Below are 23,171 nucleotides of genomic sequence, written 5' to 3' on the forward strand. Positions count from 1 at the left end.
GGGTGGGTCCGGCGGTGGTCGGGTGCCCGGGACGTTACGGCACCCCCGGCCCGGCCCGGCCCCGTCCGCCCGTGGTGTCGAGGTGATCGGGATCGTCGGCCTCGTCCCCGATCCCCCGGGCGGCGAGCGCCTCCCCCAGCTCGTCGGCGTGCCGCAGCGTGCGGACGACGAAGGGCACGGCGAAGGCGGTCGGCGAGCGCTCCGCGCCACGGGCCCGGGCGGCCTCGCGCACCGAGCCCGCGATCGCGGACAGGGTGGTCACGGCCTGCACGGTGAGGCCGACGAGCAGGCCGAGCCGGTCCGCCCGCACCCCGATCCGGCGCAGCGGGCCGAGCGCGCGCTCGACCGTGGCGACGACGGCGTCGATCCGGGTGGTCAGGGTGAACAGACCCGCCGCGGCGAGGGAGGCGGAGAGCCGCAGGACGGTGACGAGCGCCGGCTGCCACCCCAGCAGCCAGCCCTGCAGGGCGCCCACCAGCACGGCGAGCAGGAGCAGGGTGCGCAGCAGCGGCAGGACCCGCCGCACGGGGATGCGCGCGACCGCGTACCCGGCCGCGACGACCCCGCACGCCCCGCCCAGCCACGCCGCCGACCCGACGAGCACGACGGCGGTCACGAGCGCCAGCAGCACCAGCAGCTTCGCCCCGGCGGGGGCGCGGTGCAGCACGCTGTCCCCCGGCGAGTACAGCCCGAGCGGCGTCACGTCTCGCACAGCTTCCGGTAGTACCGGATCGCCGGCTCCGGCTCGTCGTCGGCCACGACCCGGCCCTCGTCGAGCACGACGACCCGGTCGAAGCCGGCCAGCAGCTCGAGGTCGTGGGTCACCAGCAGCACCTGCTGGCGCAGCCCCGCCACGATCTCGGCGAAGCGGCGGGTGTTGCGCAGGTCGAGCAGGGTGGTCGGCTCGTCGCAGACCAGGACGTCGGGGTCCAGGGCGAGCATCCCGCACAGCGCGAGCAGCTGCTTCTGGCCCCCGGAGAGCTGATGGGCGGGATGGTCGGCGTAGCCCTCCAGGCCGTGCGCGGCGAGCACCTCGGCGGCGCGGCGGGCGCGCTCCGGGCGCGACAACCCGCTGCGGCGCAACGAGAACGCGACGTCCTCGCCCGCGGTCGGCATCACGATCTGGCTGTCCGGGTTGGTGAACACGAACCCGACCCGCTGGCGGACCGCCGGGCCCTTCTCGGCCGGGTCCAGGCCGTCGACCAGCACCCGGCCCTCGGTCGGCAGGACGAGCCCGTTCACCATGCGCGCCAACGTGGACTTGCCCGAGCCGTTGGCCCCGACGAAGCCGATCCGCCGCTCCGGGAGCGCCAGGTCGACCTCGTGCAGCACCACCCGCTCCTCGTAGCGGTGCCCGACGCCCTCGAACGTGATCACCGCGCCCCTCCCGGTGGCACCGGCTCGCCGTCCGGCCCGACGGCCTGCCACAGGGCCGCGACGCCCAGCCCGCCACCCGCCGACAGCGCGGTGAGCCCGGACCCGCCCCGCCCCTGCCGCACGAGCTGCGCGAACAGCCGCACCGCCAGCACGGCTCCGGAGGCGCCCCAGGGGTGGCCGAGGGCGATGGCGCCGCCGTCGCGGTTGACGGTCTCCTCGTCGAGACCGGCCGCGTCCAGGCACGCCAGCGCCTGCCCGGCGAAGGCCTCGGTGAACTCGGTGACCTGCGGCGTGCCGTACTCGAGCACCTCGCGCAGGGCCGGCACGACGCCGAGCCCGAGCCGCCGGGGGTCGCAGCCGGAGGTCGCGCTCACCACCAGCCGCAGCCCGGGCAGGTTCCGCTCCCGCCGCACCCGCTCCGACACGATGAGCACCGCGGCGGCGCCGTCGCTGACCCCGCAGGAGTTGGCCGCGGTCGCCGTGCCGTTCTCCGTGAAGGCGGGGCGGAACCGGGCCAGGCGGGCCGCGGTGAAGCCCGCACGGGGGCGCTGGTCGCGACGGACCCCGGCCACCTCGACCAGCTCGTCGTCGAACCGGCCGGCGGCCCGGGCCGCGACCGCGCGCTCGTGGCTGCGCAGCGCGAAGCGGTCCTGCCGCTCGCGGGAGATCCCGGCCTCCGCCGCGACCAGGTCCGCGGCCTCCCCCATCTCCGGGTCGCCGAGCTCGGCGGGCGCGAACGGGGCGCGGGTGTAGGCCTGCGGCGGGTCGGTGCGCCACAGCCGGTGCGGGGCGGTCGAGGCGCTCTCGACGCCGCCCGCCAGGTAGGCCTCGCCCTCCCCGGCGCGGATCAGCGCGGCGGCCACCGTGATCGCGGCGAGCCCGCTGGCGCACTGCCGGTCGACGGTGAGGCCCGGGACCCCCGCGGCGAGCCCGGCGCGCAGCGCGTCGGCCCGGGCGGTGTTGCCGCCGGGGCCGAAGACGTTGCCGAGCAGGACGTCGTCGACGGTGGTGAGCCCGGCGTCGGCGAGGAGAGCGCGGAGCACGGGGGCGGCCAGCTCGTCCGCGGCCAGGTCGCGCAGGACGCCGCCCGCGGTGCCGATCGGGGTGCGCCGGGCCGCGACGATCACCGGCGCGGTCGCGGGCGCGGGCGCGGGCGCGGTCGCGGGAGCACTCCCGGGGGCGCTCACCGCAGCGGCTCCGCGTCGAGCACCCCGGCGACCAGCTCCTCGGCGATCACGGCCCGGGCGGGCTTGCCGGAGGCGGTGCGCGGCAGGACCTTCGCGCGCAGCCACACCCGGGGGCGCTTGCCGGGCTCGAGGGCGTGGCGGGCCGCCGCGCGCAGGTCGGCGAGCGCGGGCTCCCCCTCGACCACGGCGGTGACCAGCGCCCCGAGCCGGGGGTGCGGGGTCCCGGTGACCACGACGTCGTCGACGCCCGGGACCTCGCGCAGCACGGTCTCCACCTCCTCGGCCGCGACGAGCCGGCCGCCGCTGGAGATCACCGCGGAGCCGCGGCCGTGCACGGTGAGCGTGCCGTCGTGGAGGTCGGCCCGGTCGCCCACGGTGGTCCACTCCGCGGCCGGGTCGAGCCGGCCGGCGCGCAGGGCGCCGTCGGCGGCGAGGGGCGAGCGGACCCAGAGCGTGCCGTCCCGGAGCTGCAGATCGACCCCCGGCACCGGCCGAAGTCCGGCGCCGCGCCGGATCGCGATCAGGGAGTGCTCGGCCGAGCCGTAGTACTCGACGAGCTCGGCGCCGGGGAAGGCGCGGGCGAACCGGGCCCGCAGGCCCTCGCCGAGGTGCGCCCCGCCGCAGACGACGGTGCGCAGCGCGGCCGGGGCGGGCGCGCGTTCCTGTGCGGCCACCAGATCGGCGAGCATGGCCGGCACGACGTGCACGGCCGCCGCCCCGCGCGCGTCCGTCGCACGTCCGAGCCGGAGCTCGGCGCCGCACCACAGGGCGTGGAGGGCGCCGAAGAGGAAGAGCGACGAGCTGAGCGGCCCGGCGATCAGCACGGGGCCGGACACCGGGCCGAGCGCGGCGAAGCTGCGCAGCCACGAGTCCCGGGAGCGCTGCAGCACGGTCGGGCGGCCGCTGCTGCCGGAGGTGGTCGGGAGGTAGAAGGCGGTGCGGTCCTCCCCGGCCGGGGCGACGGCGGTGTGCCCGGCGCTCGTGTCCTCGTGGCCGTCCGGGGCGGGTTCGGCGGGGTGCGCGACCAGGTCCGGACCGGCGGCGACGACGACGGCGGCCCGCTCGCGCGGCGTCCAGCGCGGCTCGACGACGAGGGTCGCGGCGCCGAGCAGGTCCGCGCCGAGGAACCAGGCGAGTAGGTCGTGGGAACCGCCCTCCACGGCGACCCGGCTGCCCTCCCGCACCCCTCGCCGGGCCAGCTCCGCCGCGGCCGCGTGCGCCCGGGCCAGCAGACCGGCGGGCACCGCGGCCCCGCCCAGGACCGGCGGCGTGGCCGGCCGGGCGGCTGCGCCGGTCACCCCGCCGCGCACCCCGCCGCTCACCGCGCCCGCGTCCCCACCGTCCCGACCAGGCGTCCGGGCAGGGCACGGTGCACCACGGACGCGATCAGCGCCGCGACCACGACCTTGGCGAGGTCACCGGGCACGAAGACGAGCGAACCGGTGACCGCCGTGCTCCACGACCCGGTCTGCACCGCCAGCCAGGGCACGCCGATCACGTAGTCGGCGACCAGTCCGGCGAGCGCGGCGAGCAGGAGCACGGGCAGCCCCGGCCGCCCGCGCCGCGCCCCGGCCTGCGCGATCAGACCGGAGACGAACGCCGAGAGGATCCAGCCGAGCAGGAAGCCGCCGCTGGGGCCGACGAAGGGGGCGAGCCCGCCGCGGCCCCCGGACAGCAGCGGCAGGCCGATCGCCACCAGGGCGAGGAACAGCACCACCGCGAACACCGCCCGCCGCGCCCCCACCAGCACGCCGGCCAGGAACGGCCCCATGTTCTGCACGACGATCGGCACCCCGGTGGCGCCGACGTACACCCCCGGGAAGAGGCCGAGCACCGCGATGAACGCGGCGAAGACCACGGTGGTGGCCAGGTCGGTGGCGGGCGACGACGCACGGGCGGACACGCGACGAGGCTAACGAGCCGCCCGCCGTTTCCCGAGGTCCGCCGACTGTCAGCCGCGCCACTCTCCGCCCGGCACAGGGTCCCCGCCGCACCCGTGGCCCCGCGGGCACCCCTCGCCCCCGCGGACCCTCGCCCCCGCAGCCTCGCCGGTACCCCTCAGCTCGCCAGCACGGCGTCGATCTGGCCCATCGCCTCGCGCATCCCCTCCTCCATGCCCATCGCGGCCATCCGCTCCAGCTGCTCGAGGCTGACGAAGGTCGTGACGGTCGTCATGCGCGTGCCGACGTCCGTGGACTCGAGCGTGACGACGGCATGGGTGACGTCCTTCTCGTCGACCGGCTCGCCTGCCTCGTCGGCGAAGCCGTCGTCGAACTCGAGCCTGGTCGGCGCGTCGATCGCGGTGATCCGCCACCACCCGCGGGCCTTCTCCCCCTCCGGGCCGGTCATGTGGTAGCGCGACCGCCCACCGACCACGAACCGGTGCTCCACGAAGGTCGCCGGCCAGGTCGGCGGCCCCCACCACCGTTCCAGCCGGCGCGGGTCCTCCCACACCTGCCACACCTGCTCGACGGGGGCGTCGAACTCGGCGACGAAGGTCAGGGTCAGGGCCTCCGGGTCCTTGCGGACGTCGATCACGGTCATGGTTGCGTCCTCTCCTCCGGGTCCTCGGCGAGCGCGTCCTCGGCGAGGATGTCCTCGATCGCCCGCACGCGGTGCCGCCAGATCCGCTCGTAGTCCTCGAGCAGGCGGGCCGCGCGGTGCAGGGCCTCCGGGTTGCCGTGCACGAGCTGCTCCCGTCCACGTCGTTGCTTGGTGACGAGCGCGGCCCGCTCGAGCACCGCCACGTGCTTCTGCACGGCGGCGAAGCTCATGTCGTACCGGCGGGCCAGCGTCGAGATGGACTGCGCCTCGCGCAGCACCTGCTCGACGATGTCGCGCCGGGTCGCGTCGGCGAGGCCGTGGAAGATCCGGTCGACCTCGTCCGGGCTCAGCTCACGTACAACCACATGGTTGTACGTTAGGGGGCGGACCCGCCCGGGGCAAGACCGCTCACCGCACCGCCGCCAACGCGAGCAGCACGACGGCCGCGTCGGCCGGCCGGGTGACGTCCCGCCCGGTCAGCGCGGTGAACCGGCGCAACCGGTTCAGCACCGTGTTGCGGTGACAGAAGGACCGCTCCGCGACCTCCTTCACCGACCCCGACTCCGCGTACGCCCGCACGGTCTCCAGCAGCCGGTCCCGCTCCCCCGGTGGCGCCGCCGCCAACCCGGACAGCACGGAGTCGACGAGCTCGGCCGCGGTGTCCGAGAGCCGCCCCGCGGCGAGCGGCAGCCAGGCGTCCCCCAGCTCGACCGGCCCCGGACCCGAGCCGACCGACGCGACCTCGGTCGCCAGCCGTGCGCAGCGCGGGACGTTGGCCAGCCCGTGGGCGAGCGGCCCGACCCCGCACGGGACGCCGTCGAGCACCGCCCGCACCGGTGGCCCGGTCCCGCCCTGCCACGCCGCGATCAGGACGCTGTGCGGCCCCGTGGACTGCACGTGCGCCACCCGGCCCCCGGCGGCCAGCGCCTCGGCCGCGCGCCGCAGGGCCGCACCGGACGTCGCGCCGGCGGCGGCGACCAGGAAGTCCGCGTCGACGTCGACGGCCAGCGCGAGCGCCACGCGTTCGACCTGGTCCGGGTCGGGGTCCTCGCTGCCCAGCAGCTCGCCCACCAGCGCGGTCCGCTCGCCGTGCCGCTCGCGCGCCAGGAACGCCGCCTCCTCCTGGTAGCCGGCCTGGATCTGCAGCGTGTAGTCCTCGACGACCGCCCACATGTGCTCGACCCGCGAGACCAGGACGTCGCGCTCCTCCGGCGTCGCCCGGTCGCGCAGCGCCGACCACAGCACCCGGAAGTCGAGCCGCACCGCCGAGAGCAGCTCGTTGAGCGGGACGCCGCGCCGGGCCCGGTCCCGCCCGATGGCCTCGCCGACGTGCGCCAGCCGCTCCGGGACGTCCTGTCCCGCGATCCGGCGCAGCAGGTGGTCGAAGGTCAGGTCGGCGTCGGCGACCAGGCGGTCGGGCGGCACCAGCCCGCGCCCGTACGGGGCGATCCGGCGGACCCGCTGCACGAACTCGTCGACCAGCCCGCCCGAGTCCGCGCGCAGCCGGCCCACGAGCACCGCCCAGCGGGCGTCGTCGCTCAGGGGCGGCCCCGGGTTCGGCCCGGAGGTCGACCCGGAGGTCGGCCCGGAGGTCGGCCCGATGTCACGCGGGTTGTGCATCTGCCCATCATCCCGGTCACATCGCGCTGCGCGAAGTGCTACCCCCGGCGGCGTGCGACGGCCATTCTGTGCCCGTGCACCTGACCCCGCGAGAGACCGAGCGGCTGCTGCTGCACAGCGCGGCCTCGCTCGCGCGTCGCCGGCTGGAGCGCGGCGCGAAGCTCGGCGCGCCCGACGCCGTCGCCCTGGTCTGCGACGAGATCTGCGAGATGGCATGGGACGACCTGCCCTACGAGGAGGTCGTCGCCCGTGCCCGCACCGTCGTCGACCCGGCGCGCCTCGTCGACGGCGTCGCCGCCGCCGTGCCGGCGCTGCAGGTGGAGGCTCTGTTCCCGCACGGCACGGTGCTCGTCCACGTCGACCACCCGTTCGGCGCCCCGCCCGCCGACGGGCCCGGGGCCTTCCGCGCCGAGGGCCCGCCGCGCGAGCTGGCGCCCGGCCGCGAGCGCGGCACCGCGCGCCTGCACAACCGCGGTCACCTGGCGATCTGGGTGTCCTCGCACGTCCAGCTGGACCGGCTCAACCCGGCGCTGGAGGTCGACCTGGCCGACGCGGGGAGCTTCCGGCTGGACCTGCCGGCCGGGACGTCGCTGAAGGTGGAAGCGGGCGCGGAACGGGAAGTCCCGGTGGTCCGGATGGGGAGGACCGAGGCATGACGACGGTCGAGCGCCGCGAGTACGCCCGCCTCTACGGCCCCACGACGGGCGACCGGATCCGGCTCGCCGACACCGACCTGTGGATCGAGGTGGAGGCCGACGACACCGAGCCCGGCGAGGAGCTGCTGGGCGGCTGCGGCAAGACCGCCCGGCACGGCGCGCTGGTCAGCAGCTCGGCGGACCGGGCGAGCGCCCTGGACATGATCGTCCTCGGGGTGGTGCTGGTCGACCCGCTGCTGGGCGTGCGCAAGACCAACATCGGGATCAAGGACGGCCGCGTCGTCGGCGTCGGCCGCGCGGGCAACCCGCAGGTCCAGGCCGGGGTGGAGCTGGAGGTCGACGCCCACACCGCGATGATCACCGGCGAGGGTCTGATCGCGACCCCGGGGATCGTCGACTCGCACGTGCACCTGTCCAACGCCGACCTCGCCCCCGCCGCGCTCTCCGCCGGCGTGACCACGCTGGTCGGAATGGGGATGGGCGGCGTCTGGGACGTCGGCGCGAACCCCCGGCAGAACCTGCACACCCTCATCGAGGGCTGGGCGGACGTGCCGATCAACGCCGCCTTCCTCGCCCGCGGCAGCTCCACCAGCGGCGCGCTGCTGGAGGAGGCGGTGGCCTCGGGCGCCGGCGGGTTCAAGATCCACGAGGACTGGGGCGCCACTCCCCCGGTGATCGACACGTGCCTGGGCGTCGCCGAGGCCGCGGACCTGCCCGTCGCGCTGCACACCGACACGCTCAACGAGTCCGGCTACCTCGCAGACACCCTCGACGCCGTCGGCGGCCGCACCGTGCACGCCTACCACGTGGAGGGCGGCGGCGGGCACCCCGACCTGCTGACGATCGTCTCCCGGGCCAACGTCCTCACCTCCTCGACGACGCCGACGCTGCCGCTCACCCCGTCGACCGTCGCCGAGCTGGGCCCGATGACCCTCACGGTGCACCGCGGCCACGCGCACGTGCCCAGCGACGCGAGCATCGCCGCCAGCCGCATCCGCGAGCACGCGATCTCCGCGGAGAACGCCCTGCACGACTCCGGTGCGATCGCGATCGTCAACTCCGACGCCCTCGGCATGGGCCGCATCGGCGAGACCGCCCGCCGCACCTGGCAGCTCGCCCACGTGCAGGCGACGCTGGCCGGCGAGACCGGCCCGGAGGTCGTCAACAACGCCCGCGTGCTGCGTTACCTGGCCAAGCTCACGCACAACCCGGCGGTCGCGCACGGGCTCGCCCACCACGTCGGGTCGGTCCGTCCGGGGATGCTCGCCGACCTCGTGCTGTGGAACCCGGCCTGGTTCGGGGCGCAGCCNTCACGCACAACCCGGCGGTCGCGCACGGGCTCGCCCACCACGTCGGGTCGGTCCGTCCGGGGATGCTCGCCGACCTCGTGCTGTGGAACCCGGCCTGGTTCGGGGCGCAGCCCGACCTGGTGCTCAAGTCCGGGTTCGTCGCGTGGGGCGCCGCGGGTTCGGGGTCCGGCTCGACCCGGCTCACCCAGCCGCGGCGCATGCGGCCCTTCTACGGCGGGCTCGGCACCGCGCCCGCGCGCCTGGCGCACGTCTTCGTCTCCGGGCACGCCGACCGGGCGAGCCTGCCGGCCGGGCGGGTGTACTCGACCATCGCGGACAGCCGCGGCCTGACCTGCGCGGACATGCTCCACAACACGGCGACGCCGCGGGTGGAGGTCGCGCCCGAGCCGATCCCGGTGCGCGTCGACGGGCGTGAGGTCCCGCTGCACCGCTCGCCCACCCTGCCCCTGACCCGGCTCCACCACCTGGGATGAGCATGATCGACCTGCTGCTGACCGACGCCGTCGTCCACACGCTCGACGAGGGGCACCCGCGCGCCCGGTCCGTCGCGATCCACCAGGGGCGGGTGTTCGCCCTCGATCCCGAGGGGGTGCGGGCGCGCCGGGAGATCGACCTGCAGGGCGCGACCGTGGTGCCCGGTTTCGGCGACGCGCACAACCACATGGCGTGGTTCGGCCAGTCCCTGGAGGAGATCGCCCTCGCCGGGCTGCCCGATCTCGAGGCGCTCTACGCGGCCGTCGCCGAGCGGGCGGCGACCCTGCCCGGGGACGCCTGGGTCGTCGGCTCCGGCTACGACGACACCACCCTCGGCGGCCACCCGCACCGGCGGGAGCTGGACCGGGCGGCCGGCGGCCGCAAGGTCTGGCTCAAGCACCGCTCCGGGCACGTCTGCACGGTGAACTCGCCGGTGCTCGCCCTGATCGGGGACCGGCCGGTGCCCGAGGGCGGCGTGGTCGTGACCGACGCGGACGGGCCGACCGGGACGCTGGAGGAGCAGGCCCAGAACCTGGTGGGCGCACTCGCGGTGCCGCACCCGCTGGCCGACCTGTCGGCGGCGATCCGGCGGGCGGCCGCGGTGTACGCCTCCGAGGGCCTCACCCACGTCACCGAGTGCGGGGTGGGCGGCGGCTGGATCGGGCGCTCCGGGCTCGAGCTCGGCGCCTACCAGCAGGCGGGCCCGCTGCCCGTCCGCGTGCAGGTCATGCCGGTGTCCGACGCCCTGCACCCGTTGCGCGGCCACACGACCGACCCGGACCGGTTCGGCCTCGACCTCGGCCTGCGCACCGGCTTCGGCGACGACATGCTCCGGCTCGGGCCGATGAAGATCTTCCTCGACGGTTCGCTGGTCGCGCGGACCGCGGCGATGCTGCACCCCTTCTGCGACCGGCACTCCCACGGCTACCTCCAGGACGACGCCGAGCAGCTGCGCCGGCGGGTGGTCGACGCGCACGTGTCCGGGTGGACCGTCGCCGCGCACGCCATCGGGGACCGGGCCGTCGACCTCGCCCTCGACACGTTCGCCGAGGCGCAGGAGGAGCGCCCGCGCCCGGAGGTCCGGCACCGCATCGAGCACGCCGCGGTGACCACCGAGGCGCAGATCGCGCGGATGGCCGAGCTCCGCGTCACGCCCGTGCCGCAGGCCCGGTTCCTCTACGAGATCGGCGACACCATGGCCGCGGCGGTCGGCCCGGAGCGGGCGGACGCGCTCTACCGGGTCGGCGGGTTCCACCGCGCCGGCCTGCGCGTCCCCGGCAGCTCGGACCGGCCGGTCGCGCTCGGCGCGCCGCTGCTCGGCATCCAGTCCATGGTCCAGCGGCGCACGCGCGACGGGACCGTGCTCGGTCCCGACGAGCGCGTCCCGGTCGAGGCGGCGCTGCGCGCCTACACCCTCGACGCCGCGTGGATCGCCGGCGACGAGCGGGTCCGCGGCTCGCTCACCCCCGGCAAGCACGCCGACCTCGTCGTCCTCGGCGACGACCTGCTGTCCCTGCCCGCCGACCGGATCGGCGCGACCCAGGTGGTCGCGACGCTCCTCGGCGGCCGCCCCACCCACGGCTCCACCACGCTCGGTCTCGACCCTGAGGAGATGTCATGAGCACACCGGCGCACACCGCGGTCGTCAGCGACCGCGAGGCGAGGAAGGTCGCCTTCGGCGCCTTCGTCGGCACCGCCCTCGAGTGGTACGACTTCTTCCTCTTCGGCACCGCCGCCTCGCTGGTGTTCAACCGGCTGTTCTTCACCGGCTCGCCGGTGGCCGCCACCCTCGCCGCGTTCGCCACCTTCGCCGTCGGGTTCGCCGCCCGGCCGCTGGGCGCGATCCTGTTCGGGCACCTCGGCGACCGGATCGGGCGCCGCACCTGCCTGATCGTCACGGTCACGATGATCGGCATCGTCACCGGCCTGATCGGTGTGTTGCCGACCGCCCTGTCCATCGGGATCCTCGCGCCGATCGCGCTCACCGTGCTGCGCCTGCTGCAGGGCATCGCGGTCGGCGGCGAGTGGGGCGGCGCGGTCACGCTCGCGGTGGAGCACGCCCCGAAGGACAAGCGCGGCCGGTACGCGGCGATGCCGCAGATCGGCTCGCCCATCGGCACGCTGCTCTCCTCGGGCGCCTTCCTCGCGGTGTCCGCGCTGCCGAAGGACAGCTTCGACTCCTGGGGCTGGCGGATCCCGTTCCTGATCGCCTTCCCGCTCCTGGGCATCGCGCTGTACCTGCGCCGCCGGGTCGAGGAGTCCCCGCTGTTCGAGCAGCTGCTGGCCGAGGACGAGCGGGCGAGCTCGCCGGTCAAGGACGTGCTGGTGCGCTCGCTCCCGCAGCTGCTGGTCGGTGCCGGGTCGGCGTTCCTCGGCGTCGGCGGGTTCTACCTGGCCACCACCTTCGTGATCAGCTACGGCACCGCGACGCTGAAGCTGCCGCAGTCGCTGATGCTGGGCGCCACGCTCGTCGCGGCCGCCGTCGAGATCGTCGTGCTGGTCACCGGTGGCCGGCTCGCGGAGCGCCACGGCGCCGCCCGGATCACCGTCGCCGGCGGCCTGATTTCCGCGATCGCCGCGTTCCCGATGTTCTGGCTGATCGACACCAGGGGCACCGTCCTGGTGATCCTCGGCGTGACGCTCGGCGTCGCGTGCCTGTCCGTCCCCTACGCCGTGTCCGGCGCCCTGCTGACCGAGCTGTTCCCGGCGCGGCTGCGCTACTCCGGCGTCGCCCTGTCCGCCAACGTCGCCGGGGTGGTCAGCGGGTTCGTGCCGCTCGTCGCGTCGGCCTTCCTCGCCGCGGCCGGCGGCGCGTCGTGGACCGCGGCGGTGCTGCTGATCGTGATCGCCCTGATCACCGCGATCTCCGGCATGCTCGCACCGAGGTTCGCGCTGGGGCGCGACGACGAGGTCGTGGAGGACGTCCGTGGCTGACGGGACGGAACGGACCGCGGGGGCGCTGCTCGTCGCCCAGCTCGAGGCGCTCGGGGTGCCGCGCGTCTACGGCGTGCCCGGCGAGAGCTACCTCGAGGTGCTCGACGCGCTGCACGACTCCCCGGTCGAGATGGTGGTGTGCCGACAGGAGGGCGGCGCGGGGTTCATGGCGCTGGCCGAGGCCCGGCTGACGGGGCGGCCCGGCGTCGCCGCCGTGACCCGGGGTCCGGGCGCCGCCAACGCCGCCATCGCGGTGCACACGGCCTGGCAGGACGCCACGCCGATGGTCCTGCTCGTCGGGCTGATCCCGGTGGCCGACCGGGACCGGGAGTCCTTCCAGGAGTTCTCCCCGGCCGGCTGGTTCGGCACCACGGCCAAGCGCGTGATCACCCTCGACCGGCCCGAACGGGCGGCCGAGCAGGTGGCCGAGGGGTTCGCCGTGGCGACGGCGGGGCGGCCGGGCCCCGTGGTCGTCGGCCTGCCCGAGGACGTCCTGACGGCCAAGACCTCCGCGCCGGTCGTCCCGGCCCGGGCCGTGTCCACCGGGGCGGTCTCGCCCGCCCAGGCCGGGGAGCTGGAGGTCCTGCTGGGGCGCGCCGAGCGGCCGCTCGTGATCGTGGGCGGGACGGGGTGGACGGCCGGCTCGGCCGCCGCCGTGACCGCCTGGTGCGAGCGGCGGCGCTTCCCGGTCGTCGCGGACTGGCGCTGCCAGGACATGGTCGACCACGACAGCCCGGCCTACGCCGGCTGGTTCGGCTACGGCTCGGACCCCGGCCTGCTCGACGCGCTCGACCGCGCCGACCTGCTGCTCTTCGTCGGCGGGCAGTACGGCGACGTCCTGTCCGGCGGCTACACCCGCGGGAACCCCGAGGCCCCGACGGTCGTCGTCTCGGCCGACCCGGACCTGCGGGCCCACCAGCGCCGCGTCGACCTGCACCTGCTCGCGACCCCGGCCGCCTTCGCGGCCGCGCTGCCCGAGGGGCCCGCGGCCGACCCGGCCTGGTGGGACGGGCTGCGGGCCGCGCGCGAGCGGTTCGCGACGCCCGGTGCGCCGGTCGACGGCGAGTTCGTCGACCTGGACCGGGCGACCGCCGCGCTGGCGGAGCGGATGACGCCGGACGCGATCGTCGCGCACGGCGCCGGTCAGCACGCGATCTGGGCGCAGCGGTTCCTCCCCCGGCACTCCTTCCCCTCGCTGCTCGCCCCGCGCAACGGGGCGATGGGCTACGGGCTGCCCGCCGCGGTCGCCGCCTCGCTCGTCCACCCGGGACGGCAGGTGATCTGCATGGCCGGCGACGGCTGCTTCCTGATGAACGGCCAGGAGCTCGCCACCGCCGCGGCGTACGGCGCCACCCCGCTCGTCGTCGTCGCCGACAACTCCGGCTACGGCACGATCCGCCAGCACCAGCAGCGCCACCACCCGGGTCGGCCCAGCGGCACCGCCCTGGTCAACCCCGACTTCGGGGCGCTGGCCCGCTCCTTCGGGCTGCACGGCGAACGGCTCTCGCGCACCGGGGACGTCCCGGCCGCGCTGGACCGCGCCCTGGCCGCCGTCGCGGAGGGGAAGGCCGCGGTGCTGCACCTCGACGTCGACCCGGAGATCCTCCAGCCGCGCGGGGTCTGAGGTGTCGGGCTCGGACGTCTCAGGGGAGGTCGGGCGCGGTCAGCACACCCCACCCCAGGATCCAGGCGGTGCGGTCCAGCCGGCGGCTCATCCGGTCGTAGGCCTTGCGGTACGCCGGTCCGCCGTCGGCCTGGTTCGGGTCGCGGTGCGCCCAGACCTCCTCCGCCGCCTCCCAGGCGAGCGCCCGGGTGATCCGGACGAGCAGGTCGGAGGCAGCGTTGCCGAACCTGTCGACCGCGCTGCCGTCCGGCGCGACCTCGGCCAGGAAGGCGTCGAAGTCCTCGCGGAGCTGGTCCATCTCCTCGGCGAAGATCTCGTTGACCTGGTCGTAGTCGGAGCGTCGGTCCTCGTTCGGCGGGAAGGTCCTCCAGGTCTCGAGCAGCGCGAACGTCAGGTCGTAGTTCACGTGCGCGTTCACGCCCGCGGCCGCGAAGTTGACGTGCCCGATGCCGGGCTCCCGGCGGCGCTCGAACAGCACGTTCCAGCTCCTCGGCGGCCGCCCGTCCTCGGCCTCGTACTCCTTGACCGCCGCGATGTACCGCTTGGCGAACTCGAGGTCGAGCAGCGTGAGGAACTCCGGGTCCTTGAAGGCTCGCTTCGGCTTGCGGCCCTCCACGGTGTCCAGCACGTTCCGGGTGATGATCGTGTAGAGCCGCGAGAAGCAGGAGATCCCGTCGACCTCCGGGCGGACGACGTCCTCCGCCGACAGGTCGCGGATCGCGCTCAGCACCGCCACGACCTCCGCGATGCTCGTGACGTCGCTGCAGCAGTCCGCCAGGTTCTTCGTCGTTCGGGTCCGTGTCACCGTCCGCGCTCCCCTCGTCACCCGCCCCGGGAGAGGAGAGCACGGACGGCGGCCCGGCGATACGGACCGAGGGCCCCCGGTCCGTACTCAGTGGTGCGCGGCGCGCTCCAGCGTGGTCTGCAGGGCGGCGAGCAGCTCACGGGCGGTGTCGAGGCTCAGCTCGACGGCCACCCGCGCCCCCGGCCCCTGCTCGGGGTTCAGGAAGTCGATGTTGACCGTGTGCTCGTCCGGGGCGTGCACCGGGTGGTCGTAGTACACCGTCGCGGTGCGCAGCGGGAACCAGCCCGCCGGCCCCTTCCCGCTGCTGCGGGCGACCTCGATCTTCTCGGTGGAGTAGGTGCACACGGCTCAGCCCGCCAGGTGGGTCGCGAAGAAGGCCTCGACGTGCCGCCAGCCGTCGACCGCCGCCTCCGGTCGGTAGCTCGGCCGGTCGACCGAGAAGAAGGCGTGCCCGGCGCCGTCGTAGCGGTGGAACTCGTAGGTCCTGCCGTGCTCCTGCAGCAGCTTCTCCAGCTCGTCGACCTGCTCCGGCGTGGGGTAGGAGTCCTCGTTGCCGAACAGGCCCAGGATCGGCGCCCGCACCTCGGCGACCCGGTCCGCCAGCGGCTTCACCTGCAGCGGGAACCCCTCGGGCGGCGTCCCGACCACGAACGCGCCGTAGCAGTCCACGGCCGCCTGGACGTCGACCTCGATGCTCGTCAGGAAGGCCTGCCGGCCGCCCGAGCAGTAGCCGATCGTGCCCACCTTCCCGTTCGAGGTGGGCAGGTCGCGCAGCCACCGCGCGGCGGCCTTCGCGTCGCCGACGAACCGCTCGTCCGGCACGCCGCCCTGCGCGCGGGCGGTCGCGGCGGCGTCGTCCGGGGCGGCGCCGGGCGCCTCGCGGCTGTAGAGGTTGACGCAGATCGCGTCGTAGCCGAGCACCGCGAACCGGCGCACGACCTCCTTCGACTCCCGGTCGAAGCCGGGCATGTGGTGGATGACGATGACCCCGCCGCGGGGTCCGGGGGCCATCGGCCGGGCGGTGTAGGCCTCGACCAGGTCGTCGCCGTGGCCGCGGATGCCCACGGTCTCGGCCAGCACGGCGTCGTACGCCACTTCGTGCCTCCTCGAAGAGCTCGTGTCCGAGCCCTGCTTACCCTCCCGGGTGCGCCCGCGGCGACCCCTCCGCCGCACGCGCCCCGTCGAGGTCGTGGACGAACCGCCCGAACCGATCCGAAGGAGACGCCGTGACCGGCACCGAAACCCTGTGGCACCCGTTCGCCGCCATGCACGCGGTCCGGCGGTCGCAGGTGACGATCACCCGCGCCGAGGACGTCTGGCTGTGGGACGACGCCGGCAACCGCTACCTCGACGCAACCGCCAGCCTCTGGTACGCCAACGCCGGGCACGGCCGGCGGGAGATCGTCGACGCCGTGAGCGAGCAGCTCGGGAAGCTCGACGCCTACCACCTGTTCACCGACTTCGCGAACGAACCCGCCCTCGCCCTCGCCGACGCGCTCGCGGCCCGCGCGCCCGTCGAGGACGGGAAGGTCTTCTTCACCAGCGGCGGCGGGGACTCGATCGACACCGCGGCGAAGATCGCCCGCGCGTACTTCGCGCTGACCGGCCGGCCGGAGCGCACGATCCTGCTGCACCGCGAGCACAGCTACCACGGCACCCACGGGCTCGGGACGTCGCTCGCGGGCATCCCGGGCAACCGGGTGGCGCCGCCCTTCGTGCCGGACGTCGTGCAGACCGCCTGGAACGACGCGGAGATGCTCGAGGAGACCATCCGCGAGCTGGGGGCCGAGCGGGTCGCCGCGTTCTTCTGCGAGCCGGTGATCGGCGCGGGCGGGGTGCTCCCGCCGCCGCCCGGCTACCTCGAGGCCGCCGCCGAGGTGTGTGCGCGGCACGGCGTGCTCCTCGTCGCCGACGCCGTGATCTGCGGCTTCGGCCGGCTGGGGAACTGGTTCGGGATCGAGCGCTTCGGGGTGCGGCCGGACCTGGTCGTCTTCGCCAAGGGGGTGACGTCCGGGGTCCAGCCGCTGGGCGGCGTCGTCGCGTCCGGGCGCGTGGCGGCCCCGTTCTGGGACGAGCCGGGCCGGGTGTTCCGGCACGGCCAGACCTACTCCGGGCACCCGGCCGCCTGCGCCGCCGGGCTGGCCACGATCGGCGTCTACGAGCGCGACGCCCTCTTCGAGCGGGCCACCGCCCTCGAGGCCCCGCTGGCCGAGCGGCTGGCCGGGCTCGCCGACCACCCCCTCGTCGACCACGCCCGCGGCGGCACCGGCTTCCTCGGCGCCCTGGAGCTCGACCCCGAGCGGCTGGCGGGCACGCCCGGGCTGCCCGGCGCGGTCGCGAACGCCGTGCGCGAGCACGGCGTGCTGGTCCGGCCGATGGTCTCCTCGCTCGGCTTCTCGCCGCCGCTCACCGCGACCGAGGAGCACCTGGACCTGCTGGCCGACGCGGTGCGCAAGGGACTCGACGGTGCGCTCTGACGGGACGGCGTGACGGGTCTGGAGTGTGGCATGCCACTCCCCTAGGGTCGGTGCCGGCAGCGAGGGCGGCGTCGAGGAGGACGGGCATGGGCGCAGGGCTGGAACGGTTCCGGATGCTGATCGGCGGCAAGCCCGCGGACGCGGCGTCGGGACGGACCTTCGAGTCGCAGAACCCCTTCACGGGCGAGCCGTGGGCCGAGATCCCCGACGCCGGCACCGAGGACGTCGACGCCGCGGTGGCGGCCGCCCGGGCCGCGCTCGACGGCGAGTGGGGCCGGACCACCGGGTTCACCCGGGCGGCCCTGCTCCGCCGGCTCGGCGACCTCGTCGCGGAGAACGCGGAGCGGCTGGCCCGGCTCGAGGTCAACGACTCCGGGAAGCTGTACCGGGAGATGATCGGGCAGCTGAACGGGCTGGGGTCCTGGTACCACTACTACGCCGGGCTCGCCGACAAGATCGAGGGCCGGCAGATCCCCTCGCCCAACCCGAACTACCTCGTCTACACGCGGCGGGAGCCGGTCGGGGTCGTCGCGGCGATCACGCCGTGGAACTCGCCGCTGCTGCTGATGACGTGGAAGCTCGCCCCGGCGCTCGCGGCGGGCTGCACGGTCGTGGTCAAGCCCTCGGAGCACGCGCCGGCCTCGACCCTGGGCTTCGCCGAGCTGATCGAGCGGGCCGGGTTCCCGCCCGGCGTCGTGAACGTGGTGACCGGGCTGAACCGGGAGGTCGGCGCGCACCTGGCCGGGCACCCCGGCGTCGACAAGGTCGCCTTCACCGGGTCCACGGCCACCGGGCGTGCGGTCGCGCACGCCGCGGCGGAGAACCTCAACAAGGTCACCCTCGAGCTCGGTGGCAAGTCGCCGCAGATCGTGTTCCCGGACGCGGACCTGCAGGCCGCCGCCAACGGGCTGATCGCCGGCGTGTTCGCGGCGACCGGGCAGACCTGCATGGCCGGGTCCCGGCTGATCGTGCACGAGTCGGTGCACGACGAGCTGGTCCGGCTGGTGGCCGAGCGCGCGGCGACGATCAGGCTGGGCGACCCGAACGACCCGGAGACCGAGATGGGCCCGGTCGCCAACGGCCCGCAGTACGAGAAGGTCCTCGGCTACCTGCGCACGGCGCAGGAGGAGGGCGCGACCGTCGCGTACGGCGGCGCGGCCGAGGACGGGCTCGGCGGGTACTTCGTGAAGCCGACCGTGCTCACCGGCGTCGGGCCGACGTCGACGGTGGTGCGCGAGGAGGTCTTCGGACCGGTGCTCTCCGCCTACACCTTCACCGACGAGGACGAGGCGGTGAAGCTGGCCAACGACACCCCGTACGGGCTGGCCGGCGCCGTGTGGACGAAGGACGTGCACCGGGCGCACCGGGTCGCCGCCCGGATCCGGGCGGGCTCGGTGTGGATCAACGCCTACCGGGTCGTGGCACCCAGTGTGCCCTTCGGCGGGTTCGGCGCCTCGGGGCTGGGTCGGGAGAACGGCGTCGCGGCGGTCGACGAGTACCTGGAGAACAAGTCGGTCTGGGTGGAGCTCACCGGCGGCACCCGGGACCCCTTCACCCTCGGGTAGCGCCGGCCGACCGCACGAACGGGGGCGGTTTCCGTCGGGGGCGCATGCGAACATCTGTTCGTGTCCCGGATCGAGAGCCGCGCCGAGGCGAGCATCCTGCACGCCGACCTCGACTCCTTCTACGCGTCCGTCGAGCAGCGGGACGCGCCCCGGCTGCGCGGGCGGCCGGTGATCGTCGGCGGCGGGGTGGTGCTGGCCGCGAGCTACGAGGCCAAGGCCTTCGGGGTGCGCACCGCGATGGGCGGGCGGCAGGCGCGGGCACTGTGCCCGCACGCGGTCGTGGTGCCGCCGCGGTTCTCCGCCTACTCAGAGGCCAGCAATGCGGTCTTCGCGATCTTCCGGGACACCACGCCGGTCGTGGAGGGGCTCTCGATCGACGAGGCGTTCCTCGACGTCGGGGGCCTGTGGCGGATCGCAGGCGCGCCGGTGGCGATCGCGCAGCGGCTGCGGGCGCGGGTGCTCGCGGAGGCGGGCCTGCCGATCACGGTCGGCGTGGCGTGCACCAAGTTCCTCGCCAAGGTCGCGAGCGGCGTCGCGAAGCCGGACGGGCTGCTGGAGGTCCCGCCGGGCGGCGAGCTGGACTTCCTGCACCCGCTGCCCGTCGAGCGGCTGTGGGGCGTCGGCACGGTCACCGCCGCCAAGCTGCACGCGATGGGGATCCGCACGGTCGGCGAGGTCGCCGCCCTGGGCGAGCCGGCGCTGGTGTCGCTGCTGGGCCGGGCCTCGGGCCGGCACCTGCACGCGCTGGCCCACAACCACGACCCGCGGGTGGTCGAGACTGGCCGGCGCCGCCGCTCGATCGGGTCGCAGCGCGCGCTCGGCCGTCGGTACCGCGCGCCCGAGGAGATGGACGCGATCCTGGCCGGGATCGTCGACCGGCTCGGCAAGCGGCTGCGCGGCGCCGAGCGCACCTGCCGCACGGTGGTGCTGCGGCTGCGCTTCGGCGACTACACCCGCGCCACCCGCTCGCACACCCTCGCCCGCGCCACGGACCACACCCCCACGCTCCTCGAGGCGGCGCGCCTGCTGCTGCGGCAGTCGCTGAGCACGGTCCTCGAGCGCGGGCTCACCCTGATCGGGATCTCGTTCACGAACCTCGACACGGACGACGCGATGCAGCTCGCCCTGCCGTTCGACCGCACGAGCGGGCCGGAGCTGGACCGCACGCTGGACTCGTTGCGGACCCGGTTCGGGGCGGAGTCCGTGACCCGGGCGGCGCGCCTGGGCCGGGACCAGGGGTTGGAGGTGCCGATCCTGCCCGACGGGTGAGCGGCGCCGACGGAGCGCCCGTGCCGCTCCTGCCGGTGGACGAGCGGCGCCGACAGGAGGACCGCAAGACAGATCTGCCGGTATCGGCGAGGGGGCTCCCCAGTCCCCGCCGATACCGGCACCCGGTCCAACGAGCGGGGGCGCCGGGAGTTGCCCGTCGGGTTCGTTGCCGGTGCGTGAACGCCGGCGGAACCGCGGTCAGCCCGCGGGGGCCCGGCCGGACCACTCCGGCTCGACCTCGGCCCAGCGGCGGGTCCACTCGGCGTCGTTGCTGCGCGCGGTCCAGCGCCGGACCAGCCGCCACGCGGCCAGGAGCAGCAGCACCCCGGCCAGTGCGACCCAGCCTGCGGTGACCACGCCCACCAGCAGTCCGGCGCGCGGCGAGGTCGGCGCCGGGGCCGGCGCCCCGCTGCGGTCCACCCACACCGGCACGACGGAGTGCGCCTTCGCGCTCATCGGAACGGTCACCTCGCCGGCGCGGGGGGTGCCGTCCGGCGGGGTCCAGGTCGCCGTGGCGCGCCGGGTGCCCGGGCCCACGCCGTCCGTCGTCTCCGGCACGGCCGGAGTGTCGGCGACGGTCGCGAGCACACGGCTGCGGTCCGCCGCCTCCTGGAACGCCCGCGCGGACACCGCCCCGTGCGCCGCGGAGCCGACCAGCCCGGCGAGCACCATCGCGACCACCCCGAGGGCACACAGCAGGACGGCCACGGCGTCCTCGATCCGGTCCGTCCGCCTGCGCGGCAGACCGCGGGCGCGCCGTCGCCTCTCCACGGCCGGGATCTCGTCCGGGCCCACCCCGGCCGTTACGCCCGACCCGCCGGCCGGCACGTCCGGCCCGTCGGCCTCACACCCGGCCGCCGGCCGGCACGTCGATCGGCCGGCACGCCCGGCCCGGTCGCCGCGTCCCCGTCAGGACCCCTCAGAGGCCGAGGGTGGCGAGCCGCTCCTCGTAGCGGGCCCGGACGTCCTCGAGGTCCCCGCCCGCCTCGAGCTCCTCGGCGTAGATCGCGGCGGTGTCGGTGCCGGTCTCCGCCACCCGGGCGAGCCACTTCTCCTGCTCCGCCCGCCAGTACCCGACCACCCCGTAGCTGCCGGCCGGCAGGGCGAGCTCCCGGCGCAGGTGCCGGCGGACCGCGCGGGTCGCCGAGGCCTCGCCCGCCACGTAGACGTAGCCGGGGCCCGGCGGCAGCTGCGCGCCCCGCACCAGCTCGCCGAGCCGGCTCGGCACCCGCCCGAGCCCGGCGGTGTGCATCCAGCGCACCTGGGCGCCGGGCAGCTCCTGGGCGTCCTCGCGGTGCGGCACCTCGACCAGGACCGTCGTCGGCAGCCGGTCGGCCGACTCCTCCACGATCCGGCCGAGCGCGGGCAGCGCCGTGACGTCGCCGACGAGCAGCTGCCACCGGGCCGGGTCGGGCCGGCGGAACCAGCTGTTCCGGTGCGTGATGGTCAGCCGGTCGCCGACCTGCGCCCGCGCGGCCCACTCGCCGCCGAGCCCGCCCGGGTGCAGCACGATGTCGACGGTCAACCGCCCCGGCTCCCACCGCCGCACGGTGTACCAGCGGCCCGCCTCCGCGCCGGGGACCTGCAGGACCACGGCCTCGTCGGGCACGCCGAGCGTGGCGAAGCCGGCCAGGCCGGGCCCGCCGAGGCCCACCCGCACCAGGCTCGGGGACAGCCGTTCGACGGTCTCCGTCACCACGGGGACGGGGCCGTTCTCCAGCTCGGTGGCCATGTCGTGCGGACCTCCACGGACGACGGTCGGGGAACGGAGGTGAGGCTAACCAATACCGGCACCCGGCGTCGATCATCCCGCCACGGACGCGGTGGTCGCGCGCACCGGGAGCACCGCCCACCCCGAGGTCGCGCTCGGCCCGGCGAGGGGCGTGCCGTGCCGTTCGGCGAGGGGGACTGCCGTAAGGCGACTGCATCAACTAGCGTGCAGGCAACGGCCGGCGCAGGCGTCGGCGAAGCGAGTCGCGGAGGTGCGGACACGATGGCGTGGGACTTCTCCACGGAGCCGGAGTTCGAGAAGAAGCTGGAGTGGATGCGGGAGTTCGTCCGGGAGGAGATCATCCCGCTCGAGACCCTGGACATCGACCGCGAGACGTACGCGAGGATCACCGCTCCGCTGAAGGAGAAGGTGAAGGAGCAGGGCCTGTGGGCGGCGCACCTGCCGCCGGAGCTCGGCGGCGGCGGGTTCGGCCAGGTCAAGCTGGGCCTGATGCACGAGATCCTGGGCCAGTGCAAGTTCGCCCCGGGCATCTTCGGCAACCAGGCGCCGGACTCGGGCAACGCCGAGCTGCTGGCCATCGGTGGGTCGCCGGAGCAGAAGGAGCAGTGGATGCACCCGCTGCTGCGCGGTGAGCTGCGCTCCTGCTTCTCGATGACCGAGCCGGGCGCCGGCGCCGACCCGACGCTGCTCACCACCCGGGCGGTGCTCGAGGGCGACGAGTACGTGATCAACGGCCACAAGTGGTTCTCGTCGAACGCCTCGCACGCCGACTTCCTCATCGTCATGGCGGTCACGGACCCGGACGTCTCGCCCTACCAGGGCTCGTCGATGATCATCGTGCCGGTGGACACGCCGGGCGTGAACATCCTGCGCGACATCCCGGTCATGGACCACTCCACCGTGCACCCGCAGCTCGAGGGCGGGCACGCGGAGATCGTCTACGACAACGTGCGGGTGCCGAAGGAGAACCTCGTCGGCAACCCCGGCGACGGCTTCAAGCTGGCCCAGCAGCGCCTGGGCCCGGGCCGCATCCACCACGCGATGCGCTGGCTCGGCCAGTCGAAGCGCGCCTTCGACATGCTCTGCGAGCGCGCGGTGTCGCGGTACGCGCACGGCTCGGTGCTGGCCGACAAGCAGATGATCCAGGACTGGGTCGCGACCTCGGCGGCGGAGATGCAGGCGGCGCGGCTGCTGACCCTGCAGGCGGCGTGGAAGATGGACCAGGTCGGCGCGTCGAACGCCCGGAACGAGATCGCGATCATCAAGTTCTGGGGCGCGAAGGTGCTCCACGACGTGATCGACCGCGCCATCCAGATCCACGGCTCGCTCGGGTTCTCCGGCGACCTGCCGCTGGAGCAGATGTACCGGGCCGCGCGCGCCGCCCGCATCTACGACGGCCCGGACGAGGTGCACAAGGCCACCGTCGCCAAGCGCATCCTGCGCGGCTACGAGGCGCACGACGTGCCGAGCGAGCACGTGCCGACGCGCACCGAGGCCGCCCGCAAGAAGTTCGCCGAGTACCTCGAGCTCGCCACGGCGAACAACTGAGGCGGCACCGGCCGGGATCCGACGGGGGATCCCGGCCGGTCGTCCTCCC

General features: G+C 75.3%; 22 protein-coding genes and 2 pseudogenes. 11 read left to right on the forward strand and 13 right to left on the reverse strand.

What is annotated here, in order from left to right:
• Positions 1–34 precede the first annotated feature (34 nt).
• From ACFQH9_RS09615 to ACFQH9_RS09650, 8 genes are all read right to left on the reverse strand, one after another.
• On the reverse strand, positions 35–703 hold the full coding sequence (locus ACFQH9_RS09615) for an energy-coupling factor transporter transmembrane component T family protein (protein WP_379565576.1): 669 nt from the start codon (positions 701–703) through the stop codon (positions 35–37).
• A complete protein-coding gene (locus ACFQH9_RS09620) occupies positions 700–1,377 on the reverse strand; it encodes an energy-coupling factor ABC transporter ATP-binding protein (protein ID WP_379565577.1) in 678 nt (225 codons plus the stop codon). Before ACFQH9_RS09620 ends, ACFQH9_RS09615 begins: the two co-directional genes overlap by 4 nt.
• Positions 1,374–2,564: a thiolase family protein gene (locus ACFQH9_RS09625; RefSeq protein WP_379565578.1), complete on the reverse strand. Its 1,191-nt coding sequence runs from the start codon at positions 2,562–2,564 to the stop codon at positions 1,374–1,376. The genes ACFQH9_RS09620 and ACFQH9_RS09625 overlap by 4 nt, the downstream gene beginning before the upstream one ends.
• Positions 2,561–3,862 carry an AMP-binding protein gene (locus ACFQH9_RS09630; RefSeq protein ID WP_379565579.1) on the reverse strand — a complete coding sequence of 434 codons (1,302 nt, stop codon included), beginning with the start codon at positions 3,860–3,862 and terminating at the stop codon, positions 2,561–2,563. The genes ACFQH9_RS09625 and ACFQH9_RS09630 overlap by 4 nt, the downstream gene beginning before the upstream one ends.
• A 20-nt stretch (positions 3,863–3,882) precedes the next feature.
• Positions 3,883–4,467, reverse strand: a complete 585-nt coding sequence (locus ACFQH9_RS09635; RefSeq protein ID WP_379565580.1) for a biotin transporter BioY — start codon at positions 4,465–4,467, stop codon at positions 3,883–3,885.
• 155 nt (positions 4,468–4,622) lie between these two features.
• On the reverse strand, positions 4,623–5,108 hold the full coding sequence (locus ACFQH9_RS09640) for an SRPBCC family protein (RefSeq protein ID WP_379565581.1): 486 nt from the start codon (positions 5,106–5,108) through the stop codon (positions 4,623–4,625).
• Positions 5,105–5,473: an ArsR/SmtB family transcription factor gene (locus ACFQH9_RS09645; protein ID WP_379565582.1), complete on the reverse strand. Its 369-nt coding sequence runs from the start codon at positions 5,471–5,473 to the stop codon at positions 5,105–5,107. The genes ACFQH9_RS09640 and ACFQH9_RS09645 overlap by 4 nt, the downstream gene beginning before the upstream one ends.
• Positions 5,474–5,516: 43 nt before the next feature.
• The gene (locus tag ACFQH9_RS09650) at positions 5,517–6,728 is read right to left on the reverse strand and encodes a PucR family transcriptional regulator (protein WP_379565583.1); all 1,212 of its coding nucleotides are present in this window, start codon (positions 6,726–6,728) and stop codon (positions 5,517–5,519) included.
• Positions 6,729–6,802: 74 nt separating this feature from the next.
• Between ACFQH9_RS09650 and ACFQH9_RS09655 the strand changes: the two genes are divergently transcribed.
• From ACFQH9_RS09655 to ACFQH9_RS09685, 7 genes and pseudogenes are all read left to right on the forward strand, one after another.
• Positions 6,803–7,384, forward strand: coding sequence for an urease subunit gamma (locus ACFQH9_RS09655; protein ID WP_379565584.1), 582 nt, complete (start codon positions 6,803–6,805; stop codon positions 7,382–7,384).
• Positions 7,381–8,640 (forward strand): annotated as a pseudogene (locus ACFQH9_RS09660) (urease subunit alpha); the annotation flags it as partial. The gene ACFQH9_RS09655 and the pseudogene ACFQH9_RS09660, both read left to right, overlap by 4 nt.
• 23 nt (positions 8,641–8,663) lie before the next feature.
• Positions 8,664–8,774 (forward strand): annotated as a pseudogene (locus ACFQH9_RS09665) (hypothetical protein); the annotation flags it as partial.
• A 261-nt stretch (positions 8,775–9,035) separates the two neighbouring features.
• Positions 9,036–9,167 carry a hypothetical protein gene (locus ACFQH9_RS09670; RefSeq protein WP_379565648.1) on the forward strand — a complete coding sequence of 44 codons (132 nt, stop codon included), beginning with the start codon at positions 9,036–9,038 and terminating at the stop codon, positions 9,165–9,167.
• A gap of 2 nt (positions 9,168–9,169) precedes the next feature.
• Positions 9,170–10,789, forward strand: a complete 1,620-nt coding sequence (locus ACFQH9_RS09675) for an amidohydrolase (RefSeq protein WP_379565645.1) — start codon at positions 9,170–9,172, stop codon at positions 10,787–10,789.
• Positions 10,786–12,102, forward strand: coding sequence for an MFS transporter (locus ACFQH9_RS09680; protein WP_379565585.1), 1,317 nt, complete (start codon positions 10,786–10,788; stop codon positions 12,100–12,102). Before ACFQH9_RS09675 ends, ACFQH9_RS09680 begins: the two co-directional genes overlap by 4 nt.
• Positions 12,095–13,726: a thiamine pyrophosphate-dependent enzyme gene (locus tag ACFQH9_RS09685; RefSeq protein ID WP_379565586.1), complete on the forward strand. Its 1,632-nt coding sequence runs from the start codon at positions 12,095–12,097 to the stop codon at positions 13,724–13,726. Before ACFQH9_RS09680 ends, ACFQH9_RS09685 begins: the two co-directional genes overlap by 8 nt.
• A gap of 19 nt (positions 13,727–13,745) precedes the next feature.
• Here the strand turns inward: ACFQH9_RS09685 and ACFQH9_RS09690 are convergent, their stop codons facing one another.
• The 3 genes from ACFQH9_RS09690 to ACFQH9_RS09700 form a co-directional block, all read right to left on the reverse strand.
• A complete protein-coding gene (locus tag ACFQH9_RS09690; RefSeq protein ID WP_379565587.1) occupies positions 13,746–14,531 on the reverse strand; it encodes a DUF5995 family protein in 786 nt (261 codons plus the stop codon).
• A gap of 87 nt (positions 14,532–14,618) precedes the next feature.
• The gene (locus tag ACFQH9_RS09695; RefSeq protein ID WP_037038656.1) at positions 14,619–14,876 is read right to left on the reverse strand and encodes a DUF6295 family protein; all 258 of its coding nucleotides are present in this window, start codon (positions 14,874–14,876) and stop codon (positions 14,619–14,621) included.
• 3 nt (positions 14,877–14,879) lie between these two features.
• Positions 14,880–15,626 (reverse strand): dienelactone hydrolase family protein, encoded by a 747-nt coding sequence (locus ACFQH9_RS09700; RefSeq protein WP_379565588.1) that lies wholly within the window; start codon positions 15,624–15,626, stop codon positions 14,880–14,882.
• A gap of 131 nt (positions 15,627–15,757) precedes the next feature.
• Between ACFQH9_RS09700 and ACFQH9_RS09705 the strand changes: the two genes are divergently transcribed.
• From ACFQH9_RS09705 to dinB, 3 genes are all read left to right on the forward strand, one after another.
• Positions 15,758–17,008 carry an aminotransferase family protein gene (locus tag ACFQH9_RS09705; RefSeq protein WP_379565589.1) on the forward strand — a complete coding sequence of 417 codons (1,251 nt, stop codon included), beginning with the start codon at positions 15,758–15,760 and terminating at the stop codon, positions 17,006–17,008.
• Between the two features lie 86 nt (positions 17,009–17,094).
• The gene (locus ACFQH9_RS09710) at positions 17,095–18,573 is read left to right on the forward strand and encodes an aldehyde dehydrogenase (RefSeq protein ID WP_379565590.1); all 1,479 of its coding nucleotides are present in this window, start codon (positions 17,095–17,097) and stop codon (positions 18,571–18,573) included.
• 54 nt (positions 18,574–18,627) lie between these two features.
• Entirely contained in the window at positions 18,628–19,842 is a 1,215-nt protein-coding gene (gene dinB / locus ACFQH9_RS09715) for a DNA polymerase IV (RefSeq protein ID WP_379565646.1), read from the forward strand.
• 198 nt (positions 19,843–20,040) lie between these two features.
• Here the strand turns inward: dinB and ACFQH9_RS09720 are convergent, their stop codons facing one another.
• On the reverse strand, positions 20,041–20,613 hold the full coding sequence (locus ACFQH9_RS09720; protein WP_379565591.1) for an Rv1733c family protein: 573 nt from the start codon (positions 20,611–20,613) through the stop codon (positions 20,041–20,043).
• Between the two features lie 148 nt (positions 20,614–20,761).
• Positions 20,762–21,574, reverse strand: coding sequence for a siderophore-interacting protein (locus tag ACFQH9_RS09725; protein WP_379565592.1), 813 nt, complete (start codon positions 21,572–21,574; stop codon positions 20,762–20,764).
• A 261-nt stretch (positions 21,575–21,835) separates the two neighbouring features.
• Between ACFQH9_RS09725 and ACFQH9_RS09730 the strand changes: the two genes are divergently transcribed.
• Complete coding sequence (locus ACFQH9_RS09730) at positions 21,836–23,122, forward strand: acyl-CoA dehydrogenase family protein (protein WP_379565593.1); 1,287 nt, start codon at positions 21,836–21,838, stop codon at positions 23,120–23,122.
• The last annotated feature ends 49 nt before the right edge of the window (positions 23,123–23,171 follow it).

The sequence above is a fragment of the Pseudonocardia lutea genome (assembly GCF_042658055.1).
Lineage (GTDB): Bacteria > Actinomycetota > Actinomycetes > Mycobacteriales > Pseudonocardiaceae > Pseudonocardia > Pseudonocardia lutea.